Genomic DNA, 21,997 nt, shown 5'->3' with positions numbered 1-21,997 from the left:
GGTTCCCTATGAGGACGATCGACCGCTGGCTGACCTCCCCCTGGCGCCGTTCGGGCGCCGCCGCCCTCGCGGGCGCCCTGCCCGTGCTCGCCTTCCCGGCCCCGGCACTGTGGTGGTTCGCGTACATCGCCCTGGTGCCGTGGATCCTGCTGGCCCGCTCGGCACCGACCGGGCGGCGGGCCGCGTACGACGGCTGGTGCGGCGGCTTCGGCTTCCTGGTGGCCGTCCATCACTGGCTGCTGCCGAGCCTGCACGTGTTCATCTTCCTGATCGCCGCACTGCTGGGTCTGCTGTGGGCGCCCTGGGGCCTGCTGGTGCGGCACTTCCTGGGCGGGGTGCCGTCGCCGGGCCGGGTCGCCGCCGCGCTGCCGGTGCTGCCGTCGGCCTGGCTGGCGGTGGAGCTGGTCCGGTCCTGGCAGGGCCTCGGCGGGCCGTGGGGCATGCTGGGCTCCAGCCAGTGGCAGGTGGGCCCGGCGCTGCGGCTGGCCTCGGTGGGCGGGGTCTGGCTGCTCAGCTTCCTGGTGGTGGCCGTCAACGTGGCGGTGGCCGTGCTGGTCTCGGTGCGTGCGGCGCGCGTACCCGCCCTGGCCTCGCTGGTCGCCACGGCCGCCGCGACGTCGGCCGCGTGGGCGTGGGCGCCGCGCCCGGACGTCGACCAGCGGGTGCGGATCGCCGTCGTACAGCCGGGCGTCGTGGCCGGGCAGGACAGCGGCGACCGGCGGTTCGACCGGGAGGAGCTGCTGACCCGGCGGCTGGCCGGGCGGCACGTCGACCTGGTCGTGTGGGGCGAGTCCAGCGTCGGCTTCGACCTGGACGACCGCCCCGACCTGGCCCGGCGGCTCGCCGCACTGTCCCGGACGACCGGCGCCGACGTGCTGGTGAACGTGGACGCCCGCCGCTCCGACCGGCCCGGCATATACAAGAGTTCCGTGCTGGTCGGCCCGGGCGGCCCGACCGGGGACCGGTACGACAAGATGCGGCTGGTCCCGTTCGGCGAGTACATACCGGCGCGGTCGCTTCTCGGCTGGGCCACCTCGGTCGGCCGGGCCGCCGGCGAGGACCGGCACCGCGGCACCGAGCAGACCGTGATGAACGTCGGTCACGGACTGCGGATCGGGCCGCTGATCTGTTTCGAGACCGCGTTCCCGGACATGGGCCGCCATCTCGCCGAGGACGGCGCGGACCTCCTCCTCGGCCAGTCCTCCACCTCGTCCTTCCAGCACAGCTGGGCGCCGGAGCAACATGCCTCGCTAGCCGCGCTGCGCGCCGCCGAGACCGGCCGCCCGATGGTCCACGCCACGCTCACGGGCGTGTCGGCGGTGTACGGCCCGGACGGGGCGCGCCTCGGCCCGTGGCTCGGCACGGACGCGAACACCGCGCGCGTGTACGACGTGCCGCTCGCGCACGGCGTCACGCCGTACGTCCGCTACGGGGACTGGCCGGTGTACGGCGCGCTGCTGGTGCTGGCCGCGCTGGGGGCGACCGAAGGGGTGCGGGCGGTCAGGCTGCGCCGAAGCGCTGCTGAACCGCTCGTACCACCCGCTCGCACAGTTCATGGGTCGCCAGCGCGTCCCTGGCGCTGAGCACCGTCCCGGCCCGTACGGCGTCGAGGAAGGCGAGGACCGCCTGCTCGATGCCGCGCTGGCGGGCCACCGGCACCCAGTCGCCGCGCCGGCGCACGGTCGGCTGGCCCTTGTGGTCGATCACCTCGGCGAGGTTGACCACCTGGCGCTTGCTGTCCTGCCCGGACACCTCCAGGATCTCCTCGTTGGAGCCGCTGAGCCGGTTCATCACGCCGAGCGCGGTGAAGCCGTCCCCGGCGAGCTGGAGCACGAGGTGGTGCAGCAGCCCGTCCTGGGCGCGGGCGCGGACGGTGACGTCGTCGACCGGGCCCGGCACCAGGAACCGCAGGGTGTCGACGACGTGGATGAAGTCGTCCAGGATCATCGAGCGCGGTTCCTCCGGCAGCCCGACCCGGTTCTTCTGCAGGAGGATGAGCTCACGCGGGTGGTCCAGGCACTGGGCGTACCCGGGTGCGTACCGGCGGTTGAAGCCGACGGACAGGGGGACACCGCGCCGCTCGGCCAGCTCGACCAGCCGCTCGGAGTCGGCGAGTTCGTAGGCGAGCGGCTTGTCCACGTACGTCGGGACGCCGGCGTCGAGCAGCCGGGCGACGATCTCGGGGTGGACGGCGGTGGGCGCGTGCACGAAGGCCGCGTCCAGGCCGGCGGCGAGCAGCGAGTCCAGGGTGGTGTGGCACTGTTCAGCGGGCAGGCGCAGGGTGCTCCCGATCCGCTCCAGGGTGGCGGGCGTGCGGGTCTGCAGGTGGAGGTCGAGCCCCGGCTGCGCGCCCAGCACCGGCAGGTACGCCTTCTGCGCGATGTCCCCGAGTCCGATGCAGCCGACCTTCACGTGCTCTCCTCTATCTCTGGCCTGCGTGTTCCCTGCCGGAAGCATACGGGGGGCGCCAGTCGGCGATGCCGTCGAAGCCGCGCAGGAAGAGCGCGGGTCCGGCCGTCGACAGGGCCGTGATCACCGTGTTCCGTACGGCTGCGACGGCGCGGTTGCCGGTCATGCCGAGGCGCCCGGCCCGGACGGCCCGCCGGGCGATCGCGGTGGTGCGCGGGAGCCGGGCGGCGGTGTAGGCGGCCAGGTCCGCGCCGCCGGCGGTCCCCCCGCCGGTGCGGAGCCGGGCGTGGGGGAAGGCGAGGACCACCGCGTCCTCCAGGGCCTGGTTGCCGCCCTGGCCGAGGGTCGGCGGCATGGCGTGGGCGGCGTCGCCGAGGAGGACGGTCCGGCCCGAGTGGTAGGCGGGCAGGGGCTGGGCCAGGTGATGGACGTCGCGCCGGAGCACGTCCTCGGGGCGGACGGCGGCGAGCACGGCGGGGATGGGGTCGTGCCAGTCGCCGTAGCGGCGCAGGAGTTCGGCCTTCTCGTCGTCCGGGGCGTGTTCGCCCGCCGGGGCCGTGGCCGCCGCGTAGGCGTAGACCCGGCCGTCCTTGAGGGGGTGGGTGCCCCAGAGCCGGCCCGGGCCCCAGGTCTCGTGCGAGGCGAACTCGGCGCAGGGTACCGGGACCAGCACCCGCCAGGTGGTGAAACCGGCGTACGCCGGCCCGGGGTGGACGGGGAAGAGGGCGCCGCGGACGCGGGAGTTGACGCCGTCCGCGCCGACGACCAGTTCGGCCTCCAGCTCGTCCGCGCCGGCCCGCACGCGGGCGGGCCGGGTCCGGTCGCCCGCGTCGGCGAGGGCCGCGGGCGACGCGGTGCGGACGGCGCCGGGCGGGAGCAGGGCGGCGAGCCGGTCGACGAGGGTGGCCCGGGGCAGCAGGACCAGGGGGCCGCCGAAGCGGTCGGCGGCGGCCGTGGCGCTGGAGCGGGACAGCCAGCGCCCGCCCGGGGTGCGCAGGCCCCCGTCGCCCTGCCAGGCGGCCAGGTCACGGATCTCGTCGCCGATGCCGAGGACGTCCAGGGCGCGCAGGCCGTTCGGGGCGAGCGAGATGGCCGCGCCGACGGGGTCCAGGGAGGGGGCGCGCTCCAGCACGGTCACGGTCCAGCCCGTCCGGTGCAGGGCGGCCGCCGCGGCCAGCCCTCCGATCCCTCCGCCGATGACGACCGCGCGCGCCTGCTGTGTCATGACCCCTCCTCGACTACACCTGCAGTGCCGACTAAACGTACTACGGCCGTAGTGAGTTGGGTAGGGTCGGCCTCATGTCCCCAGACCACCCCACCGCCTCCGGCATCCCGGGCACCTCCCGCGCGGGTCTCGTCGCCGACACCGCCCTCGCCCTGCTCGCCGAGCGCGGCATGCGCGGGCTCACCCACCGGGCGGTGGACGAGGCGGCCGGGTTGCCGCCGGGCTCGACGTCCAACGTGGCGCGCACCCGGCAGGCGCTGCTGGAACTGGCGGTGCGGCGGCACGCCGAGCGGGAGGCCCGGCTCCTGGCGCTGGAGGAGGTGCCGGAGCCCGGCGGAGGGCTCGACGCGCTGGCGGACGGGCTGGCGCTGGCCGTCCACCGCACCCTGACCCATCACCGCGAGCTGCTCATCGCCCGGTACGAACTGGCCCTGGAGGCCACCCGCCGTCCCGGGCTGCGCGCCTTCTACGACCGGACCGGCGCCGTCTTCAAGGAACAGCTGACCACTCTGCTCACCGCCGCGGGCTCGCGGGACCCGGCCCGCCATGTGCTGTCCCTGGTGGCCTGGGCGGACGGACTTATGTTCTCCTGCGCGGCCGGTTCGTTCAGCACCCACACCCCGGACCTGGAGGAGATCCGCACGGGGCTGCGGGAACTGCTCGGGGGCCTGCTGGGAGGCTGAAAAACCCCCTGGAACAGCGAAGGCCTGCGCCCCGGGCCGACGCACCTCGCGCGGGCCCGGCGGTTCGGGGGCGGAGTCCCCTTATCGACCCTGCTGAACGAGAGGCCCTAGCGCTGCCGGGGCGGGCTCCAGCCCTCGCCGCCCTTGGGGCCGTCCTCGTCGAGCCGCAGGGCGAGCCTGCTGATGGCGGAGCGGACCCCGTCGCCGTAGCCGTCGTGGGGCAGGGAACCCGCGGCGCTGCGGGCGCTGCGCAGGTGGCTGCGGGCGGCCTCGGCGCGGCCCAGCTTGACGTAGTCGGCGGCCAGGTTCAGGTGCAGGGACGGGAAGAAGCCCTGGACGCTGGCCGGGTCGCCGCCCGCGTGGCCGCCGGCCAGCTCCTCGGCCGCCGACAACGCCCGCAGGTCCCAGGCGAGTTCGTCGCCGGGATCGTCCTGGGTGTCGGCCAGGTAGTGGGCCAGGGTGCAGCGGTGCAGCGGGTCGCCGTCCTCGCCGATCTCCGCCCACAGGTCCAGGAAACGGCTGCGGGCCTCCTCGCGGTCACCGCCGTGGTGCAGCATCACGACCTGCCCGATCCGCGTCAGCACGGCATCCGGCGCCGCCTGCTCCTGTCGCTCCGCCACGGGGCCCCCTCCGGGCTGTCGAACGTTGTGTGGGTCCGACGCTAGACGGCGCCGCGGTGATTCCCGGGCAGGCGGCGCCGTGGGCCGTCGGCCCGGCGGCGTCTGCCGCCCTCAGCCCAGATCCGGGATCCGCCAGTCGATCGGCTCGTGCCCCTGCAGGGCGACCGCCTCGTTGATCTGCGTGAACGGGCGGGAGCCGAAGAACTTCTTCGCGGAGAGCGGCGAGGGGTGCGCGCCCTTGACCACCGCGTGACGGGTCTCGTCGATCAGCGGAAGCTTCTTCTGCGCGTAGTTGCCCCACAGGACGAAGACCGCCGGGTCGGGGCGGGAGGCAACCGCGCGGATCACGGCGTCGGTGAACTTCTCCCAGCCCTTGCCCTTGTGCGAGTTGGCCTCGCCCGCCCGCACGGTGAGGACCGCGTTGAGCAGCAGCACGCCCTGCTCGGCCCACGGCATCAGATAGCCGTTGTCCGGGATGGGCAGACCCAGCTCCTGGTGCATCTCCTTGTAGATGTTCCGGAGCGAGGGCGGGGTCTTCACACCGGGACGGACCGAGAAGCACAGGCCGTGGCCCTGGCCCTCGCCGTGATACGGGTCCTGGCCCAGGACGAGGACCTTCACCCGCTCGTACGGCGTCGCGTCCAGCGCCGCGAAGACCTCCTCGCGGGGCGGGTAGACGGGACCCTTCGCCCGCTCGTCCTCGACGAACTCGGTCAGCTCCTTGAAGTAGGGCTGCTGCAGTTCGTCGCCCAGAACCCCGCGCCAGGACTCGGGCAGCATGGCGATGTCGGTCACGTCAACGTCCTCACGGTATCCAGCGACTACGGTGGCGGTCACTTCCAGGATTCAGAACCTACAGGCGACCACTGACAACCGGTGCCGCGAGGGCCGTTCACCAGCTGGTCTTGCGGTGCAGCGTCCACATCATCATGATCGTCGACGGGTCCAGGGCCTGCTCGCCGCCGGAGACGTCGACACTGGCCGCCACGAACTGCCGCCCCTGCCACAGCGGGATCAGCCGGGCGTCGTTCACGATGATCTGCTGGGCCGCCTCCATGTCCTTGACGGTCTGGGCGCGGTCGCTCTCCGCGCGCGCGTGCGGCAGCAGCCTGCCGGTGATCTCCGGGGCCGGGTAGGGCGTACCCAGGGCGTTGTGCTCGCCGACGAACGGGGCGATGAAGTTGTCCGCGTCGGGGAAGTCCGGGAACCAGCCGCGCCCGAACACCGGGTACTCGCCCTTCTGGTAGCCGACCACGTACGTCTTCCACGGGCGGCTCTTGAGGGTGATGGTGAACAGGCCCGAGTCCTCCAGCTGTCGCTTCAGCTCCTGGAACATCCGGGCCGTCTCCGAGCCGTAGCGGTCGGTGGTGTACCAGAGGGTGAGCGGGACGCGCTGGGTGATGCCGGCGTCGGAGAGGATCTTGCGGGCCTTGGGGACGCTGGGGTCGCCGTAGTCGTCGAAGAAGCCGGTGGCATGGCCGGTCAGGCCCTTGGGGACCATCGAGTACAGCGGGTCGACGGTGTCCTTGTAGACCTTGTGCGCGATCGCGCCCCGGTCGACGATCTGGGCGACGGCCTTGCGTACGGCGGGCTGCTTGGCCCAGGGGTCCTTGGGGTTGAAGACCAGGTAACTGATGTCGGTGCCGGCGCCGTCGACCAGTTGCAGGTCCTGGCTGTCGTGTTCCTGCAGAGCGAGGATGTCGTCGGCGGCGAGGCCGCGGTAGGTGACGTCGATCTGCTTGTCCCGCAGCGCCTTGACCATGCCGACGGAGTCCTTGAAGTAGCGGATGGTCACCGCGTCGTTCTGCCGCTTGGCGAAGCCCTGGTAGTTGTCGTTGCGGACCAGGACGGCCTGGCTGTCCTCCTGGTAGGACCGCAGCTCGTACGGCCCGGAGCCGTGCACGTCGGTGCCCTTGCGCAGGGAGCCGGCCGGGTAGTCGTCGGGGTCGACGATCGACATCGCGGGCGTCGCCAGCACGAAGGGGAAGGTGGAGTCGGGCTGGTTGAGGTGGAAGACGATCCCGCGGTCGCCGGACGTCTCCACCCGGTCCAGGCTGCCGAGCAGTCCGGCCGGTCCGCCGGGGGCGTCGATGGTGCGGATGCGGTCGATCGAGCGCCGGACGGCATCGGCGGTCAGCGGGTCGCCGTCGGAGAACTTCAGGCCGGCCCGCAGTGTGCAGCGGTAGGTGCGGCTGCTGGAGTCGGTGAAGGCGCAGCTCTGGGCGGCGTCGGGCTGGGGCGTGGTGGCGCCGTTCGGGTAGGCGAGCAGCGTCTGGAAGATGTTCCGGTACAGCTCCCAGGAGCCGTCCCAGGCGCCGGCCGGGTCCAGTGTGCTGGGGACGCTGGTGGTGCCCACGACGATCGGCTTCTGGCCGTCGGGGTTGCCGTCGGACAACAGGCCGCATCCGGGGACCAGCGATATGGACGCGATCGCCGCGACTTTCCGCAGGAATCGGTTCCGGTTGAACACGCGCACGCTCCTCGATCTGCCATACCAAGGGTCGGCAGACCATACCGCAGCGTCAGGACACCTGAACCTCCCCTGGAACAGCGGTTCTTGATCGCTTCGGCGATGACGACGTTGTCAGTTCGCTGTGCGGATTCCGAGGGGCGTTCCGGGCGCCGATCCGTCCGAAAATCGGCGCCCGGAAGGTGGCTCAGCCCACGCCGGCGTTGAGGAAGATGCCGCCGTCCACGACGAGCGTCTGACCGGTGATCCAGTCGGACTGCCCGGAGGTGAGGAAGGCGACGGCCCCGCCGATGTCGGAGGGGACACCGAGCCGGGCGAGCGGGTAGGCGGCCGCGGCCTCCTCCTCGCGGCCCTCGTACAGGGCCTGCGCGAACTTGGTCTTGACCACGGCCGGGGCGATGGCGTTGACCCGTACCTTCGGCGCGAACTCGTGTGCCAGCTGCTGGGTCAGGTTGATCATCGCGGCCTTGCTGACGCCGTACGCGCCGATGAACGGCGAGGGCGCGAGGCCGGCGACGGAGGAGATGTTGACGATCGCGCCGCCGTTGTCCTTCTGCCAGGCGTGCCAGGTCCGCTGGGCGAAGCCCAGGGCGGAGATCACGTTGGTCTCGAAGACCTTGCGGGCGACGTTCAGGTCGAGGTCGGCCATCGGGCCGAACACCGGGTTGGTGCCCGCGTTGTTGACCAGGAAGTCGACCCGGCCGAAGGCCTCCATGGCGCGCTCGACGGCCGTGGCCTGGTGGTCCAGGTCGTGGGCCTTGCCGGCGACGCCGATGACCCGCTCGGCGCCGAGCTGCTCGACGGCCTCCTTCAGGGCGTCCTCGTTGCGGCCGGTGATGCACACGCGGTCGCCACGCGCGACCAGCGCCTCGGCGACGCCGTAGCCGATGCCGCGGCTCGCGCCCGTGACGATCGCGGCCCTGCCGGAGAGCTCCGGGAGTTCAGTCATGTCCGTGCTACCTCTGAATTCCCTAGTCGAGCGGTCCGCCGGCGACGTACAGCACCTGGCCCGAGACGAAGCCGGCCGCCTCGCCGGTGAAGAACGCGATGGCGTTGGCGATGTCCTCGGGCTCACCGACGCGCTGCACCGGGATCTGGGTGGCGGCGGCCTTCTTGAAGTCGTCGAAGCCCATGCCGACACGGTCGGCGGTGGCCTTGGTCATCTCGGTGGCGATGAAGCCGGGGGCGACGGCGTTGGCGGTGATGCCGAACTTGCCCAGCTCGATGGCGAGGGTCTTGGTGAGGCCCTGGAGACCGGCCTTGGCGGCGGAGTAGTTGGCCTGGCCGCGGTTGCCGAGCGCCGACGAGGAGGAGAGGTTGACGATCCGCCCGAAGCCCGCGTCCACCATGTGCTTCTGGACGGCCTTGGTCATCAGGAACGAGCCGCGCAGGTGCACGTTCATGACCGTGTCCCAGTCGGACGCGCTCATCTTGAACAGCAGGTTGTCACGCAGCACGCCCGCGTTGTTGACCAGGATCGTCGGGGCACCCAGCTCCTCGACGATCCGGGCGACGGCCGCCTCGACCTGCGCCTCGTCGGAGACGTCCGCGCCGACCGCGACGGCCTTGCCGCCGGCGGCGGTGATCTTCTCGACGGTGTCCTTGCAGGCGGCCTCGTCCAGGTCGATCACGGCGACCGCGTGGCCTTCGGCGGCCAGCCGGACGGCCGTCGCGGCGCCGATGCCGCGCGCCGCACCGGTGACTACCGCGACCCGCTGTTCAGTGGTGGACATTGCTGTTTCTCCTCGCCCTTGAGAGAACCTGTCGGACCCTCGGAGAGAGTCCCTGGTGCGGTGAGCGACCGCTTAGTACCTTCAGCACCCGTGACGCTAGAAGCCCTGGCACCCGGTGTCAACGGCACATCCGGCCGGTGTGATCCATTACCTCACCAGGAGGTCCAGCAACCGTTCCGTCTCGGCGGCCGGGTCGGCGGTCAGGCCGGTGTGCACGGGCCCGGGCTGGACCACCGTGGAACGGGGGGCGATCAGCCAGCGGTAACGGCGCCCGGCATCGTCGCCGGCCGCCTGTCCGGCCTCCTCGCCGCCCGCGCAGTGCCGCTCGACCGCCCCGAGCGCGGCGCGCACCCCGGCGATGTCGGCGGCCGGGTCCAGGGCGAGCAGCCGGGCCTCGTCCAGATGGGTGCGGGCGCCGACGTAGGCCCGGGCCCGGCAGTACACGACCACGCCCGCGTTGATGCACTCCCCGCGCTCCACCCGGGGTACGACCCGCAGCAGCGCGTACTCGAACACGTCCCGGTCGCCGCCCTGGCCCGCCCGGGTGATGTGCCGCTCGGTCACATGGCCGGCCATGTGGATGTGGCGCTCGCTCACTTGCCCTCCTCCGTGCCGGGGCCGATGCCGGTGATCCGCTCGGCGATGACGGCCGCCCGCGCGAGCAGCGGCCGTGCGTAGGCCCGGCGCAGGTCGTCCGGGGTGTCGAAGCCGGGCTCGCCGGCGAGCCAGACGTCCGGGATCTCGGCGGTGACCTCGGCGAGCAGGTCCTCGGTGACGCGGGGCGCCAGTTCGGCGGCGGCGGCCGTGACATCGGGGGCGAACCGGGCGAGGGCGTGGTCCGAGGCGTCGTAGGCACGCGCTGCCGAGGACTCGGCGGCGGGCCAGTTGTGGTGCCAGATCATCGTGGCGCCGTGGTCGATGAGCCACAGCTCGTCCCGGTGCACCAGGAGGTTGGGGTTGCGCCAGGAGCGGTCGACGTTGTTGATCAGTGCGTCGAACCAGACGATCCGGCCGGCCTCCTCGGGGCGCACCGGGAAGGCGAGCGGGTCGTAGCCGAGCGCGCCGGAGAGGAAGTCCATGCCGAGGTTGGTGCCGCCGCTGGCCCGGAGCAGGTCCTGCACCTGCTGCTCGGGTTCGCCGAGCCCGAGGACCGGGTCCAGCCGGACGGTGACCAGCCGGGGCACGCGGAGCCCGAGCCGGCGGGCGAGTTCGCCGCACACCACCTCGGCGACCAGGGTCTTGCGGCCCTGTCCGGCGCCGGTGAACTTCATGACGTAGGTCCCGAAGTCGTCGGCCTCGACGAGCCCCGGCAGCGAGCCGCCCTCACGCAGCGGCGTGATGTAGCGGGTCGCGGTGACCTCTTTCAACATGTTCCCAGGCCGTCCGTCTCTTCAGGCGTGCGTGCAGGAGCGACTTCGAAGGGGCGCAGTCCGTCGATGGCCGTATGCCCCTCGCTTCCGGCCTCGGGCACAAGTGAACAGGGTAACCGAGGGTGATCGCCGGGGAGGAGTGCCCCGTCGGCGCTGAAGCCCCCGGGCCGACATCACCTGGTCCTGGATGTACCCCTCGGGCGCGGTCCCTCACCGCCTGTGCGCCACTGCCCAGGGGCGTGAGCGGACGGCGGGCGAAGGACCGGCTCAGATGTCGGGAGTCGGGGTGGCGTCGACCTTGGTCACCTGAGTGCCGATGGAGTAGACGGCAGGCTTGCCGTCGGCGGAGATGACGCCGATCTCCGTCTGCGCGTAGTGGCGGACCACCTTGTCCATACGCGCGTCCGGGTTGCGCTTGACGAACGGCTTGTCCGTCTCGCCGAGGCTGATGTAGGACTGCAGGTCCTTGGCGAGGAAGGTCTCGTCGACGGCACTGTCGGACAGCACGAGCGCACCGCCGTCGGCGGTCCTCGCGGCGAAGACGTCCCCGGCGTGGGGGGCGGCCTTCTTGAAGTCGACCCAGGCGTGGCCGTCCAGGTTGTCGGCGCGCTCGGTGTACCAGGACCTGCCGACGCGCCGGGCCGCGGTGTCGGCGAGCGCGGTGTTGGGGCCGCCTGTCACCCACAGGTCGGTGACCAGTCCCGGCAGTTGTGAGGGCGCCGTCCTGCCGATCTTGGCGGCGGGGTCGGCGAGCTTCATCAGCCCGGCCTTGTCGAGGGCGATGTGCGGCTCCTTGGCCGCATCAGCCCCTTCGAAGTCGCGGGCGACGACCATGCGCCAGCCGTCGGCGGAGCGCTTGAAGACGAGGAACCTGACGTCCTTCGACCACAGCTTGCCCGGCTTGCCGTGGGTGAGTTGCGCGCCTTGGGTGCGCACCAGGAACCAGTCGGCCTTCGCGGAGGCGGGCGGGATGTAGAAGGTGCGGTTGACGTACAGGAACGGTGCGAGGTTCTTCTCGACTTCGCTCTTGCGGAGGGCCGGGATCTGCGTGAAGTACGCCTTGTCCATCGCAAGGAGGGCGCCGCCTTCGGCCTTCGCCATGAGTGCGGCCGAACGCTCCTCGTTGGCCTGGTTGTTGACCTTTTGGTAAGCGTCCACCACCTTGTTCGCCTCGGCCTTGGTGAGCAACGGCCTCTCGGCCGGCGCGGCGCCCGCGCGCTCGGGAGCGCTGTCGGCGGTGGAACATGCCGTCAGGGAGGCCGCGGCGGAGAGTACGGCCGCGGCGAACACGCCGATGCGCGTGCCGCGGGATATGTGAGCTGAGCGGGCCGAGTGGGCCATGGCGAGGGATCCCCGTTTCTCGAGTGCTTCCGGCGACCGCCCCGTACAGCGCGCACGAGACGATCACCGCGCCACGGTATCGACCCCGCTCAGCCAGGCGGTGACTCCCCTTCCGCTCCGGAACCGGACCGTAACCTTCCGCGCCTTGGCGTCTGTTCTTCCGGCGCGTCGGCCTCCAGGTCACCGAGCGCCCGACTGAACGGCCGCCGTCCGGGGGCCGTACCCCCCGACGGACGACGAGAAGCTCCGCGGAAGGGACGCTCACATGACCAGCGAATCGCTCCATCCCGCAGCGGGACCGGCCCGTCGCACCGTCATGGCGGCCGGAGCGGCGGGGCTCGCCGCCGCGCTGACCGCCTGCGGTTCTGGCGACGACTCCTCCGGCACCGCCGGCACCGTGCTCGCCGGGACCGCGGACATCCCCGAGGGCGGCGGCAAGGTGTTCAAGGACCAGGGTGTCGTGGTCACCCAGCCGACGGCGGGCACCTACAAGGCGTTCTCGTCCAAGTGCACGCACCAGGGCTGCCCGGTGAGCGGCGTGGCGGACGGCGTGATCGTCTGCCCGTGCCACGGCAGCCGGTTCTCGGCGCAGGACGGCAGCGTGAAGAAGGGACCGGCGACCAGGCCGCTGGCCGCCGCGGAGATCACCGTCTCCGGCGACGAGATCACGCTGGCCTGAACCGGCTCTCAGCTCCGTCCGTACGCCCGTTTCAGGCAGCCGAGCACCTCGTCGGTGGTCGCGATCGTGGCGACCAGCGCGAGGGTGTTGCGGATCATCGCGGGGGTGTAGTCGGCCGGCACTCCCGCGATGGCGTCGGCCGGGACGACGACGGTGTAGCCCAGGTTGACGGCGTCGAACACCGCGTTGGGCACGGCGACGTTCGCCGAGACCCCGGCGACGACCAGCGTGCGGCAGCCGAGGTTGCGCAGCAGGGCGTCGACGTCGGTGCCGTGGACCGGGGACAGCCCGTGCAGCCGCCGTACCACGAAGTCCTCTTCGGCGACCTCGATCGGGGGCGCGACCCGGACCGCCGTGCTGCCGGTCAGCTGACGCACGGGCAGCCGTTCGGCGGCCCGGAACAGGCGGGCGTTGCGGTTCGCGCCCCGGCCGTCGGGACGGCGCTCGGCGATGGCGTGGATCACCTGCACCCCGGTCTCGTGGGCGGCCGCGACCAGCCGGGCCACATTGCGCAGGGCACCGGAGGAACGCGCCACACGGGCGAGTTCGGGCAGCGCGCTGTCCGGTCCGACGACGCCCTGCTGGCACTCCACGGTGAGCAGGACGGTACTCACGGGATCGAGGAGGTCGCCGAGGTGCTCGTACGACGGCATCGCACACCCTTTCGCCGGAGGTCCGGGCCGTGAGCGTAGCCATACCTGGGTGCCAGCGGAAGCCGGACGGGTTCCCTTTTCTGACGTCATGTCAGAGGATCACCGCAGCACCGCCGGCACAGGGGTTCACCCGACACGACGTGAAGGAAAAGGGGGCGGTATGACCGTCACGCAGCAGCGCCGGGGCCGGAAGATCATGATGACGCCCGGTGAGCTGGACGAGTTCCTCACCACCCAGCGCACCTGCCGGGTCGCGACCGTCTCGGCCGACGGCACACCGCACGTGAGCGCGTTGTGGTTCGCCTGGGACGGCACCTCGCTGTGGCTGTACTCGGTGGTGCGCAGCCGCCGCTGGGCGCAGCTGCGCCGTGACCCGCGAGTGGCCGTCGTGGTCGACTCCGGTGAGGAGTACGACCAGTTGCGCGGGGTCGAGCTGGCCGGCCGGGTGGAGTTCGTGGGCGAGGCGCCGCGCACCGGTGAGCTGTGCGCGGAGCTGGACACGGCCGAGACACTGTTCGCCCGCAAGAACTTCGGCCTGGACGAGATGCCGCACGACGGCCGCCACGCCTGGGCCCGGCTGACCCCGGAGAAGATCGTGTCCTGGGACTTCCGGAAGCTGGGCGGGATGTAGACCGGGCCCGCCGCGTCAGCCGAGTTCGAGGGCGGGCGCCTCGAGTCAGCCGAGTTCGAGGGCGGTCTCGCGCAGCGCCTGCACGGCCGCGCGGATGGAGGGGCGGCGGTCGGCGTCCGCCCGCCAGATCACGTACACATGGCGGCGCACGCGCTGCTTGAGCGGTACCAGGACCACGCCCTCGGGCACCGGGTGCCGGCCCAGCAGCGGTGCGATGCACACGCCGAGTCCGGCCGCGACCAGGCCGAGCTGTGTGTGGGTCTCACCGGCACGGTGGCCGATGATCGGCTCGACGCCCTTGGAGCGCAGGGTGAACAGCAGCCACTCATGGCAGAACTCCCCCTCGCCCCAGGTGATCCACTCGTCCTCGGCGAACTCGGTGAGGTCCACCTCGGCCCGGTCCGCGAGCCGGTGCCCGACGGGCATGGCGACATCGGCCGGGTCGTCCAGCAGGGGCGCCTTCACCAGACCGTCGGGCACGGGCATCGGCTTGTTGTACCAGTCCAGGACCACCGCGAGATCGAGATCGCCGCGGACCACGCCGGCGACGCCCTGCTCAGGTTCCAGCTCACTGGAGCGCACGCGCAGCCCGGGGTGCTCGGTGCGCAGCGCGCCGAGCGCGGCGGGGAACAGGCCCCGGGCGGCGGTCGGGAACGCCGACAGCCGCAGCTCGCCGACCACCTGGCCGCGGTGCGCCTCCAGGTCGGACTCGGCCAGCTCGACCTGCGACAGGATGCGCGCCGCGTGCTCCGACAGGAGCCGGCCGGCGTCCGTGAGCCGCACCCCGCGGCCGTTCTTGGCGAGGAGCTGCTGTCCGATCTCCCGTTCCAGCTTGCCCAGCTGCTGCGAGACCGCGGACGTGGTGACGTGCAGCGCCCCGGCGGCGGCACTGACCGAGCCGTGCCGGGCCAGTGCGTCCAGGGTACGGAGGCGCTCAAGGTTCAACATGTAAGTGATCCTAAGAGGTACCAGGCGGGAAATCTCGATTGTCCTACGAAGATGCCTCCGGCATCGTTGCGCCCATGAGTACGGTCACCACGTCCCGAACACGGTCCTCGGCCCCCGCCCCCGCCCGTCCCCGCGCCCGTCTGGACTGGCGGCTCCGCTTCGCCGCCCTGTCTTTGATCTGGGGCTTCAGTTTCCTGCTGATCAAGGTGGGGACCGGTGGGTTCGCGCCGTTCCAGGTCACCCTCGGACGGCTCGTGTTCGGTACGGCGGTGCTGCTGGCGGCGATGGCCGTGAAGCGGGAGCGGCTGCCGCGCGGCGCCCGGCTGTGGGGGCACATGGCGGTCGCCGCGTTCCTGCTGAACGCCCTGCCGTTCTCCCTCTTCGCCTACTCCGAGCTGACGATCCCGTCCACGCTGGCCGGTATCTGCAACGCCACGTCCCCCCTGTGGGGCATGGTCCTGTCTCTGGTCGCGCTGTCCGAGGACCGGCCCACCCGGGTCCGGGTCGCCGGCCTGATGCTCGGCTTCCTGGGCGTGCTCACGGTCCTCGGGGTCTGGCAGGGCTTCCAGGGCCTGGACGCCGCGGGCACGGCGACGGCCCTGCTGGCCTCGCTGAGCTACCCGGTCGGCTGGATCTACGTCCGCCGGACTCTGGCCGGCACGGGGAACTCGCATCTGTCGATGACCGGCGGACAGCTGCTGCTGGCCACGGCACAACTGGCCGTGGTGACACCTGTGTTCACCGGTGTTCCCGAGCACCTCTCGTTCGTCGCGCTGCTGGCCGTCGCCGCGCTGGGCGCGCTGGGCACGGGGCTCGCGGTACTCCTCCAGTACGGGCTGGTCGCCGAGGTCGGACCCACCACCGCCCAGATGGTCACGTACTTCATTCCCGTCATCGCCACGGCCGCGGGCGTGGCGATCCTCGGGGAGTCGCTGCACTGGACCACGCCCGTGGGCGCGGTGATCGTCATCGCGGGGGCCGCGCTCACCCAGTTCAGGCGGAAGGGGGCCTGAGGGGCGGCTGAGGGGCGGCTGAGGGGGGCCTGAGGAGGCCGGCCGTGGACCCGAGTAGGGCCCGACGAGGACCCGAGTAGGGCCTGATCAGGGCTTGGGGACAGGGGACGCGCGGGGTCGGGGCGTGGGGGGTGCGCGGGCGGTGCGTGGTCGGCGGGTGGCCGGTGCGTGGTTGCTTGTCCGCGCGGCTCCCCGCACCCCCTCGGCGGTCCCCTATCCGTAGACCCGCGCCGGGCTCGGCCGTACCGCCGCCGCCACCGCGTCGGCCAGCGGGACGATGTCCCGCGCCGTGAGCGTGGAGACCGTGACGCGGATGCCCTGCGGGGAGGCGAGGCGGAAATGGGCCCCCGGGGCGACCGCCCAGCCTCCTTGCACCAGACGGGCCACCGCGCCCGTCTCGTCGGGTACCGGCACCCAGACGTTCATGCCGCTGCGGCCGTGGGCGGTGACCCCGCGCCCCGCCAGCGCCTCGATCAGGGCGTCCCTGCGGGCGCCGTAGGACCGCGCCACCGCCGACCGGTCCACCGCGCCGGCCGTCCACAGGTGCGCCACGGCCCGCTGCAGGAGCAGGCTCACCCAGCCGGGGCCCAGGCGCTGGCGGCCCCGGACCCGGTCGACGGTGAGGGGGTCGCCGGCCAGGACCGCGAGGCGCAGGTCGGGGCCGTAGGTCTTGGCGGCGGAGCGGACGAAGGCCCAGTGGCGGGTGACGCCCGCGAGCGGGTGCAGCGGCAGGTCGACGATGCCGTGACCGTGGTCGTCCTCGATCAGCAGGGTCCCCGGGTGGTCCCGCAGCACCGCGCGCAGGGCACGCGCGCGTGGGGCGCTCACCGAGGCGCCGGTCGGGTTCTGGGCGCGGGCGGTGACGATCAGGGCCCGGGCCCCGGCCTCCAGGGCGCGGCGCAGGTCGTCCGCGCGGGGACCGTCGTCGTCCACGCCGACGGGGGCCAGGTGCAGGCCCAGGGCGGGGACGAGGTCCAGCACGCTCCCCCAGCCGGGGTCCTCGACGGCGACCGTGTCGCCGGGTCTGAGGTGCGCGCTGAGCACGCGTTCGACGGCGTCGAGGGCCCCGGAGGTCACGCTCAGCGGACCTGCGGGAACGCCGTCGGCGTCCAGCTCGGCGCGGGCGATACGGACCAGGTCCGCGTCGACGGGATCGTCGCCGTAGAGGACGGGCAGGCGGTCGGCCGCCTCGGCCGCCGCGGCCAGTGCCGGGGCCAGGCGGGGCAGCAGGGCCGGGTCCGGGTTGCCGGTGGAGAGGTCACGGCCCCCCGGGGGCACCTCCACCCTCAGTTGTCTGCGGCCGGTGGTGGCCGGCTTGGGGCGGACGCGGCTGCCCCGGCGGCCGGCCGTCTCGATCACCCCGCGTTCGCGCAGGGTGCGGTAGGCGGCGGCGACCGTGTTCGGGTTCACGCCCAGCCGGGCGGCCAACTCCCGCATGGGCGGGAGGGACTGGCCCGGCTCCAGCTCCCCGGCACCGACAGCCTCCTCGATGTCCGCCGCGATCTCGGCTGCGCCACGCCCGGTGATCCGATATTCTCCTAGCACAAAGAGGATTATGCACTAGTGCAAAACAGTTCTCAAACCCGGACCACCATGGAGGGCCACGTCATGCAGGGCACGACCGAGGAAACACGGGCTGCCGCCTACACCCCGACCGACCGGACCGTGCCCACGCGCTCCGCGGAGCGGGCCTCGTACGACCAGGAGCTGGTGCACGCGATATTGGACGAGGGATACGTCTGCCACCTCGGCTTCGTCCGGGACGGCGCCCCGGTGGTGCTGCCGACGCTGTACGGCCGGGTGGGCGAGCGGCTCTACATCCACGGCTCCACCGGTTCGCGCCCGCTGCGGATGACGGGCGAGGCCGACCCCGGCCTGCCGGTGTGCGTGACGGTCACCCACGTCGACGGGCTGGTGCTGGCCCGCTCCGCCTTCCACCACTCGATCAACTACCGCTCGGTCGTGGTGCACGGTGTCGCGCACGAGGTCACCGACCCCGAGGAGCGGCGGCTGGCCCTGGACGCGCTGGTCGACCACGTCGTGCCGGGGCGGGCCGGCGACTCCCGGCCCGCGAACAAGAAGGAGCTGGCCGCCACCGCGGTCATCCGCCTGGATCTGGAGGAGGTCTCGGCCAAGGTCCGCACGGGCGGCGCCAACGACGAGCCGGCCGACCTCTCCCTGCCGCACTGGGCCGGGGTCGTCCCGCTCCGCAAGGGCTACGACGCCCCGGTCGCCAACGCCGACCTGGCAGCCGGCATCGAGCTGCCGGACTACCTGGCGGCGCGGTAGGGGCCGCCGGTCACCGGGGCTGCGCGCCGAGCCGGCCGACCGCCGGTGACACCGGGACCGGCTCCGGCACCGACTCAGCCTTGAACGGACAGCGGAGAGGCTCCGGCGTGAGCGGACGGCGAGCTCCGGCTCCGGCGGACGGTGATCGTGGACGTGGTGACGGGGACCGGACGACCGCGGCTCTCGCCCAGTACCGCGCGAGTGAGGGCCGTGGCCACGGCGCTCCGACGCCGACGTCGGCAGCGGCCGGGCCGGGCCGGGCGGTTGTCCGAAAGGTTCCCCTCAGGCGGCCGGAGCCCGGAGGGCGAGTGCCTGTGACGGAACGGCCCGCACGTCAAGCGGCGGTGCCACGGGCGGACAGATCCCGTTCCGCGCCGCCCGAGGCGACCGGCTCCGGCTCCGGCTCCGGCTCCGGCTCCGCGGAGTTTTCGGCGGGGGCCGAGGACTGGGCGATGAACGCGCCGATCAGGACGACCGCACCGCCGGCGACCTGGGGCGCGGACAGGTGCTCGCCGAGCAGCACCCAGGCCAGCACGGTCGCGATGACCGCCTCCAGGCAGGCGACGACCCCGGCGACCTGCGGCGACAGCCGGCGCACGGACAGCACGCCGGTGATGTAGGCGATCACCGTGGCGACCAGCACCACCCAGGCGAGCAGGGCGGCGGCCGGTACGGGGGTGCCGTTCAGGTCCGCGGAGCCCGCCAGCACCGACCAGTCCATGCTCCAGGGACGGGCCACGGCCGTCAGCACGGCGGCGCCGACGAGCAGCCCGTAGGCGATGACGCCCAGCGGGTCCGGCGCCGTCTCGCCCGCGTCGCTGCCCTGGTCGGCGAGGACGAAGTAGCCGACCTGGCAGCAGGCGGCGCCGAGGGCGAGCACCAGGCCCAGCGCGTCGAAGCTCAGCCCCGACCAGACCTCCACCACACAGGCGAGGCCGCCCGCGGCGAGGATCACACCGAGCGCGGCGGCACGCGTGACGGGCCGCCGCTGCACGAAGCGCACCCAGCCCAGCACCAGCGCGGGCGCCAGATACTCGATGAGCAGGGCCACACCGACCGGGATCCGGGAGAGGGCGGCGAAGTAGCACGCCTGGACACCGGCGACGGCGAGCAGCCCGAACCCGGCGAGCAGCGCGGGCCGGCGGCGCGGCAGGGCCCGGTGCCGTACGGCGAGCGGCAGCATCACCAGGGCGGCGCCCGCCACCCTCAGCCACACCACGTGCAGCGGGTCGAGTCCCGCCTCGATCAGCGGCTTGGCGGCCACACCGGACCCGCCGAAGGCCAGCGCCGAGGCGAGCGCGAGGCCGAGCCCGGCACCCTTGCCGGGATTGTCCTGACTGCTCACAGACGTATGCACCGGCACATGATGACAGGCGTCGACAGGAGCGTCACCCCTGTTGACACCTGTCTCAGCTGGTGGACGGTCCGGCCGTCAGCGGACCGCCTCCCCCTCGGCGGCGCACTCGCCGCCCGCCTCGATCCGGGCGGCCAGCTCGCGGGCCGGGACGCCGGCGTGCTCCAGGACCTCGACGGCCCGCGACCGCGGGTCGGCGGCGAGCGCCGCGAGCAGGTCGGTGCCGGTGACACGGGAGGAGCCCCGGCGCCGGGCGCGGGCAGCCGCGTCCGCGAGGGCCGCGGACGCGGCGGGAGACCAGCCGCCGACGTCCCTGGCGCCCGGGTCGCGACCGGTGGCGGAAGAGGGAGACGCCGAGGGGGACCCGTCCGCGGCGACCGCGGCCGGCTGCTCGGCGGCGGCCGGGCCGGCAGCCGGGGGGATCACGCCGGAGTCCTCCACGCTGCCCTGCCAGCGCAGTCCGTAGCCGATGCTGCGCTGCACCAGGTAGCCGAGGAGCCGGGCGAGCCGCCGGGGCTCGCCCATGGCCGCGCGGACCTCGGGGTCGTGTTCCAGCAGGGCGTGGAGCAGATGGGCGGTGTCGGTCTGCCGGTCCCGGTCCCGGACGGCCCTGCGGCGGGCAGCGGCGACCACCGCCGCCGGCTCGGCACCGAGCCCGGCAGCGCCGTCCTCGCGCGAAACCGCTGCGTCATGGGCGGTCGGGTGAGCTGTACGGGGTTGCACATCCCTAGCTCATCAGCCTCGACGTGCCCAGGCATCCACGAGGGGAACCATTTGCGCGTCCCACGCCGAGTGGACGTCGCCGGCCTGGATCTCATCCTTGCGGAGGAGATCCGGCCGATCCCGCGCAAGAGGCGCGCGCCGCCTTGCCCTGCGCCCGGGGAGCAACCGCGGCGCGCCGGCGCACGTCCCACAGCACCATGGGAAGCACGCGCGGGTGCTGGCTTGTGGCGCTGCCGGCGGTCGACGGCAAGCAGTACGTGTACCGGGTCCACGCCCCGGAGGACGTGAGCTACGGCGCGTGGGCCGTGCCTGACGGCCGCGCAACCGGTCTGACGGTTCATCAGTATTGAATGTTCGCGCCCCTGCGGCTACGTTCCGCGACACCGTAGCCCGATACGCCGACCCGAAGGGGTGGTCGCATGGCCGAAGTCAGCGCGGAGGCACGCATCCAGGCGCCGGCCGAGAAGGTGTGGGCCCAGCTCACCGACTGGCCGTCGTACGGGGCGTGGAACACGACCCACACCAGCTTCCCCGAAGGCGGCCCCGAGACCCTGGCCGTGGGCGGGACGTTCCAGGAGAACATGAAGCTGATGGGCTTCCCGGCGGAGGTCGACTGGACCGTCGAAGAGCTGGAACCGGCGCGGGTGTTCGCCATCCGCGGCAAGGGCCCGATGGCGGTGACCGTCGTCACCCGCTACACACTGATCCCCGACGGGCAGGCCACCACGGTCCGCATCGACGGCGAGTTCACCGGCGCCGCGGTGTCGCTGATGGCGGGCAAGCTCAGGGACTCGGCGACGGCCGCCCTGAACGAGTCGCTGCGCAAGCTCGGCGGCCTGGTGACCTGATCCGGGACACGCAGGCGCCCCGCACGGATACCGCACGGGGCGCCCGGCACCGCCGGACGAGCCTCAGTGTTCGTCGGCGAGGATGAGGTACAGCTTCTTGCGGGCGTCGTTGATGACGGCCAGCGCCTTCTCGCGCTGCTCCTTGCTGCCGGTCTTCCAGACCTGGCCGAATGCCTCCATCAGCCCGAAGCCGGCCTGGCGGATCTCGGTGAGGGCCTCCCAGTCGACTCCTCGCGAGGCCTCCTCCCAGGGGGCGTCCGCCCCCTCCTCGGCGGCGGCACGTCCGCTCTCGGTCAGGGCGAACAGCTTCTTGCCGCCTTCGGTCTCGCTGACGATCAGCCCCTCGTCCTCCAGCAGTTGGAGGGTGGGGTAGACCGAGCCGGGGCTGGGCTTCCAGGCGCCGCCGCTGCGTTCGGCGATCTCCTGGATCATCTCGTAGCCGTGCATGGGCCGGTCCTTGAGCAGGGCCAGGATCGAGGCGCGCACGTCACCGCGCCGCGCCCGCCCCCGGGGACCACCCCGCCCTCGCGGCCCCCAGGGGCCCGGTCCGAAACCGGGTCCGCCGGGGCCGCCGAAGCCGGGGCCGCCCGGCCCGAACGGACCGAAGGCGGCCCGCCCGCCCTCGAAGCCGCCCATGCCCCGGCGGCCGGGGCCCTCGTGCCGATGTCCACGCCCGAATCCGTGGGTGCGCATCGCGATCACTCCATTCCATCGTCGATCTCTCACTATGTATCGCGTATCGCTCGCGATGCTTCAACGATATATCGGTTCACTGGAGCCTGACAACCCCCGGCCGGCCGCGAACACCTAGGCTGGCGCGATGACTGATGAGCGGGATTCGGTGCGGCCGTCGGGAGTGTGGGCCACGGCGGTGGGGGTGGCCCGGGTGCGGGCGCTGGAGACCGAGCGGGAGAACGCGCTCTTCCGCGACCCACTGGCACAGGCCTTCGCCGCCGCCGGCGGCCTGTGGCCCTCCTCGCCGCCGCCCGATGACGAGGCCGCGCGCCG

Annotated in this window: 24 protein-coding genes; 8 read left to right on the top strand and 16 right to left on the bottom strand. The window is 72.8% G+C overall.

Going from position 1 to position 21,997, the window contains the following annotated elements; genetic code table 11:
* Positions 1-8 precede the first annotated feature (8 nt).
* A complete protein-coding gene (gene lnt, locus AB0B40_RS16965) occupies positions 9-1,583 on the top strand; it encodes an apolipoprotein N-acyltransferase (RefSeq protein ID WP_345050052.1) in 1,575 nt (524 codons plus the stop codon).
* On the opposite strand, the gene AB0B40_RS16960 is transcribed toward lnt, so the two are convergent.
* Both AB0B40_RS16960 and AB0B40_RS16955 read right to left on the bottom strand, forming a co-directional pair.
* Complete coding sequence (locus AB0B40_RS16960; RefSeq protein ID WP_345050050.1) at positions 1,501-2,412, bottom strand: Gfo/Idh/MocA family oxidoreductase; 912 nt, start codon at positions 2,410-2,412, stop codon at positions 1,501-1,503. The two genes, lnt and AB0B40_RS16960, sit on opposite strands and share 83 nt — an antisense overlap.
* 10 nt (positions 2,413-2,422) lie before the next feature.
* Entirely contained in the window at positions 2,423-3,634 is a 1,212-nt protein-coding gene (locus AB0B40_RS16955; protein ID WP_362264251.1) for an FAD-dependent monooxygenase, read from the bottom strand.
* A 74-nt stretch (positions 3,635-3,708) separates the two neighbouring features.
* Between AB0B40_RS16955 and AB0B40_RS16950 the strand changes: the two genes are divergently transcribed.
* Entirely contained in the window at positions 3,709-4,317 is a 609-nt protein-coding gene (locus AB0B40_RS16950; RefSeq protein WP_345050048.1) for a TetR/AcrR family transcriptional regulator, read from the top strand.
* Positions 4,318-4,424: 107 nt separating this feature from the next.
* Here the strand turns inward: AB0B40_RS16950 and AB0B40_RS16945 are convergent, their stop codons facing one another.
* From AB0B40_RS16945 to AB0B40_RS16910, 8 genes are all read right to left on the bottom strand, one after another.
* Positions 4,425-4,937, bottom strand: a complete 513-nt coding sequence (locus AB0B40_RS16945; protein WP_345050046.1) for a hypothetical protein — start codon at positions 4,935-4,937, stop codon at positions 4,425-4,427.
* 111 nt (positions 4,938-5,048) lie between these two features.
* The gene (gene ung / locus AB0B40_RS16940; protein ID WP_362264249.1) at positions 5,049-5,732 is read right to left on the bottom strand and encodes a uracil-DNA glycosylase; all 684 of its coding nucleotides are present in this window, start codon (positions 5,730-5,732) and stop codon (positions 5,049-5,051) included.
* Positions 5,733-5,829: 97 nt separating this feature from the next.
* Positions 5,830-7,407 (bottom strand): ABC transporter substrate-binding protein, encoded by a 1,578-nt coding sequence (locus AB0B40_RS16935; RefSeq protein WP_345050044.1) that lies wholly within the window; start codon positions 7,405-7,407, stop codon positions 5,830-5,832.
* A gap of 187 nt (positions 7,408-7,594) precedes the next feature.
* Positions 7,595-8,356 (bottom strand): SDR family oxidoreductase, encoded by a 762-nt coding sequence (locus AB0B40_RS16930; RefSeq protein ID WP_345050043.1) that lies wholly within the window; start codon positions 8,354-8,356, stop codon positions 7,595-7,597.
* A gap of 22 nt (positions 8,357-8,378) precedes the next feature.
* Positions 8,379-9,140, bottom strand: coding sequence for a 3-oxoacyl-ACP reductase FabG (fabG, locus tag AB0B40_RS16925; RefSeq protein ID WP_345050042.1), 762 nt, complete (start codon positions 9,138-9,140; stop codon positions 8,379-8,381).
* Positions 9,141-9,287: 147 nt separating this feature from the next.
* Entirely contained in the window at positions 9,288-9,737 is a 450-nt protein-coding gene (locus tag AB0B40_RS16920; protein ID WP_345050039.1) for a DUF3037 domain-containing protein, read from the bottom strand.
* The gene (locus AB0B40_RS16915) at positions 9,734-10,510 is read right to left on the bottom strand and encodes a HipA family kinase (RefSeq protein WP_345050035.1); all 777 of its coding nucleotides are present in this window, start codon (positions 10,508-10,510) and stop codon (positions 9,734-9,736) included. The genes AB0B40_RS16920 and AB0B40_RS16915 overlap by 4 nt, the downstream gene beginning before the upstream one ends.
* 267 nt (positions 10,511-10,777) lie before the next feature.
* Entirely contained in the window at positions 10,778-11,851 is a 1,074-nt protein-coding gene (locus AB0B40_RS16910; RefSeq protein ID WP_362264246.1) for a hypothetical protein, read from the bottom strand.
* A 265-nt stretch (positions 11,852-12,116) separates the two neighbouring features.
* On the opposite strand from AB0B40_RS16910, the gene AB0B40_RS16905 reads away from it, so the two are divergent.
* Complete coding sequence (locus AB0B40_RS16905) at positions 12,117-12,530, top strand: Rieske (2Fe-2S) protein (protein ID WP_362264244.1); 414 nt, start codon at positions 12,117-12,119, stop codon at positions 12,528-12,530.
* 8 nt (positions 12,531-12,538) lie between these two features.
* Here the strand turns inward: AB0B40_RS16905 and AB0B40_RS16900 are convergent, their stop codons facing one another.
* Positions 12,539-13,183 (bottom strand): cysteine hydrolase, encoded by a 645-nt coding sequence (locus AB0B40_RS16900; protein ID WP_345050032.1) that lies wholly within the window; start codon positions 13,181-13,183, stop codon positions 12,539-12,541.
* A gap of 160 nt (positions 13,184-13,343) precedes the next feature.
* Between AB0B40_RS16900 and AB0B40_RS16895 the strand changes: the two genes are divergently transcribed.
* A complete protein-coding gene (locus AB0B40_RS16895) occupies positions 13,344-13,814 on the top strand; it encodes a pyridoxamine 5'-phosphate oxidase family protein (RefSeq protein WP_345050029.1) in 471 nt (156 codons plus the stop codon).
* 45 nt (positions 13,815-13,859) lie between these two features.
* Here the strand turns inward: AB0B40_RS16895 and AB0B40_RS16890 are convergent, their stop codons facing one another.
* Positions 13,860-14,762: a LysR family transcriptional regulator gene (locus AB0B40_RS16890; RefSeq protein WP_345050027.1), complete on the bottom strand. Its 903-nt coding sequence runs from the start codon at positions 14,760-14,762 to the stop codon at positions 13,860-13,862.
* A gap of 74 nt (positions 14,763-14,836) precedes the next feature.
* Between AB0B40_RS16890 and AB0B40_RS16885 the strand changes: the two genes are divergently transcribed.
* The gene (locus tag AB0B40_RS16885; RefSeq protein ID WP_362264241.1) at positions 14,837-15,775 is read left to right on the top strand and encodes a DMT family transporter; all 939 of its coding nucleotides are present in this window, start codon (positions 14,837-14,839) and stop codon (positions 15,773-15,775) included.
* Positions 15,776-15,988: 213 nt separating this feature from the next.
* Here AB0B40_RS16885 and AB0B40_RS16880 read toward each other — a convergent pair whose 3' ends face one another.
* Positions 15,989-17,320 (bottom strand): aminotransferase class I/II-fold pyridoxal phosphate-dependent enzyme, encoded by a 1,332-nt coding sequence (locus AB0B40_RS16880; protein ID WP_345050021.1) that lies wholly within the window; start codon positions 17,318-17,320, stop codon positions 15,989-15,991.
* Positions 17,321-17,383: 63 nt separating this feature from the next.
* On the opposite strand from AB0B40_RS16880, the gene AB0B40_RS16875 reads away from it, so the two are divergent.
* Complete coding sequence (locus AB0B40_RS16875) at positions 17,384-18,064, top strand: pyridoxamine 5'-phosphate oxidase family protein (protein ID WP_345050019.1); 681 nt, start codon at positions 17,384-17,386, stop codon at positions 18,062-18,064.
* Positions 18,065-18,398: 334 nt separating this feature from the next.
* Here the strand turns inward: AB0B40_RS16875 and AB0B40_RS16870 are convergent, their stop codons facing one another.
* Together AB0B40_RS16870 and AB0B40_RS16865 are read right to left on the bottom strand one after the other, a co-directional pair.
* Positions 18,399-19,427: an EamA family transporter gene (locus AB0B40_RS16870; protein ID WP_345050016.1), complete on the bottom strand. Its 1,029-nt coding sequence runs from the start codon at positions 19,425-19,427 to the stop codon at positions 18,399-18,401.
* A gap of 69 nt (positions 19,428-19,496) precedes the next feature.
* Positions 19,497-20,141, bottom strand: a complete 645-nt coding sequence (locus AB0B40_RS16865) for a Clp protease N-terminal domain-containing protein (RefSeq protein WP_362264238.1) — start codon at positions 20,139-20,141, stop codon at positions 19,497-19,499.
* A 419-nt stretch (positions 20,142-20,560) separates the two neighbouring features.
* On the opposite strand from AB0B40_RS16865, the gene AB0B40_RS16860 reads away from it, so the two are divergent.
* Complete coding sequence (locus AB0B40_RS16860; protein WP_345050011.1) at positions 20,561-20,989, top strand: SRPBCC family protein; 429 nt, start codon at positions 20,561-20,563, stop codon at positions 20,987-20,989.
* A 63-nt stretch (positions 20,990-21,052) separates the two neighbouring features.
* Here AB0B40_RS16860 and AB0B40_RS16855 read toward each other — a convergent pair whose 3' ends face one another.
* A complete protein-coding gene (locus AB0B40_RS16855; RefSeq protein WP_345050008.1) occupies positions 21,053-21,682 on the bottom strand; it encodes a PadR family transcriptional regulator in 630 nt (209 codons plus the stop codon).
* Between the two features lie 127 nt (positions 21,683-21,809).
* Between AB0B40_RS16855 and AB0B40_RS16850 the strand changes: the two genes are divergently transcribed.
* The coding region (locus AB0B40_RS16850) for a class I SAM-dependent methyltransferase (RefSeq protein ID WP_362264235.1) at positions 21,810-21,997 on the top strand (188 nt) is incomplete at its 3' end.

The organism is Streptomyces sp. NPDC042638 (genome assembly GCF_040647235.1).
Classification (GTDB): Bacteria; Actinomycetota; Actinomycetes; order Streptomycetales; family Streptomycetaceae; genus Streptomyces; species Streptomyces rameus.
The sequence above is the reverse complement of the archived record's forward strand: the minus strand, read 5'-3'. Positions and strand labels throughout refer to the sequence as shown.

Coding starts and splice junctions, on each gene's coding strand:
- lnt (WP_345050052.1), top strand. CDS start 9: ATGAGGACGATCGACCGCTGGCTGACCTCCCCCTGGCGCCGTTCGGGC.
- AB0B40_RS16955 (WP_362264251.1), bottom strand. CDS start 3,634: ATGACACAGCAGGCGCGCGCGGTCGTCATCGGCGGAGGGATCGGAGGG.
- AB0B40_RS16950 (WP_345050048.1), top strand. CDS start 3,709: ATGTCCCCAGACCACCCCACCGCCTCCGGCATCCCGGGCACCTCCCGC.
- AB0B40_RS16930 (WP_345050043.1), bottom strand. CDS start 8,356: ATGACTGAACTCCCGGAGCTCTCCGGCAGGGCCGCGATCGTCACGGGC.
- fabG (WP_345050042.1), bottom strand. CDS start 9,140: ATGTCCACCACTGAACAGCGGGTCGCGGTAGTCACCGGTGCGGCGCGC.
- AB0B40_RS16915 (WP_345050035.1), bottom strand. CDS start 10,510: ATGTTGAAAGAGGTCACCGCGACCCGCTACATCACGCCGCTGCGTGAG.
- AB0B40_RS16910 (WP_362264246.1), bottom strand. CDS start 11,851: ATGGCCCACTCGGCCCGCTCAGCTCACATATCCCGCGGCACGCGCATC.
- AB0B40_RS16905 (WP_362264244.1), top strand. CDS start 12,117: ATGACCAGCGAATCGCTCCATCCCGCAGCGGGACCGGCCCGTCGCACC.
- AB0B40_RS16900 (WP_345050032.1), bottom strand. CDS start 13,183: ATGCCGTCGTACGAGCACCTCGGCGACCTCCTCGATCCCGTGAGTACC.
- AB0B40_RS16895 (WP_345050029.1), top strand. CDS start 13,344: ATGACCGTCACGCAGCAGCGCCGGGGCCGGAAGATCATGATGACGCCC.
- AB0B40_RS16890 (WP_345050027.1), bottom strand. CDS start 14,762: ATGTTGAACCTTGAGCGCCTCCGTACCCTGGACGCACTGGCCCGGCAC.
- AB0B40_RS16885 (WP_362264241.1), top strand. CDS start 14,837: ATGAGTACGGTCACCACGTCCCGAACACGGTCCTCGGCCCCCGCCCCC.
- AB0B40_RS16875 (WP_345050019.1), top strand. CDS start 17,384: ATGCAGGGCACGACCGAGGAAACACGGGCTGCCGCCTACACCCCGACC.
- AB0B40_RS16860 (WP_345050011.1), top strand. CDS start 20,561: ATGGCCGAAGTCAGCGCGGAGGCACGCATCCAGGCGCCGGCCGAGAAG.
- AB0B40_RS16855 (WP_345050008.1), bottom strand. CDS start 21,682: ATGCGCACCCACGGATTCGGGCGTGGACATCGGCACGAGGGCCCCGGC.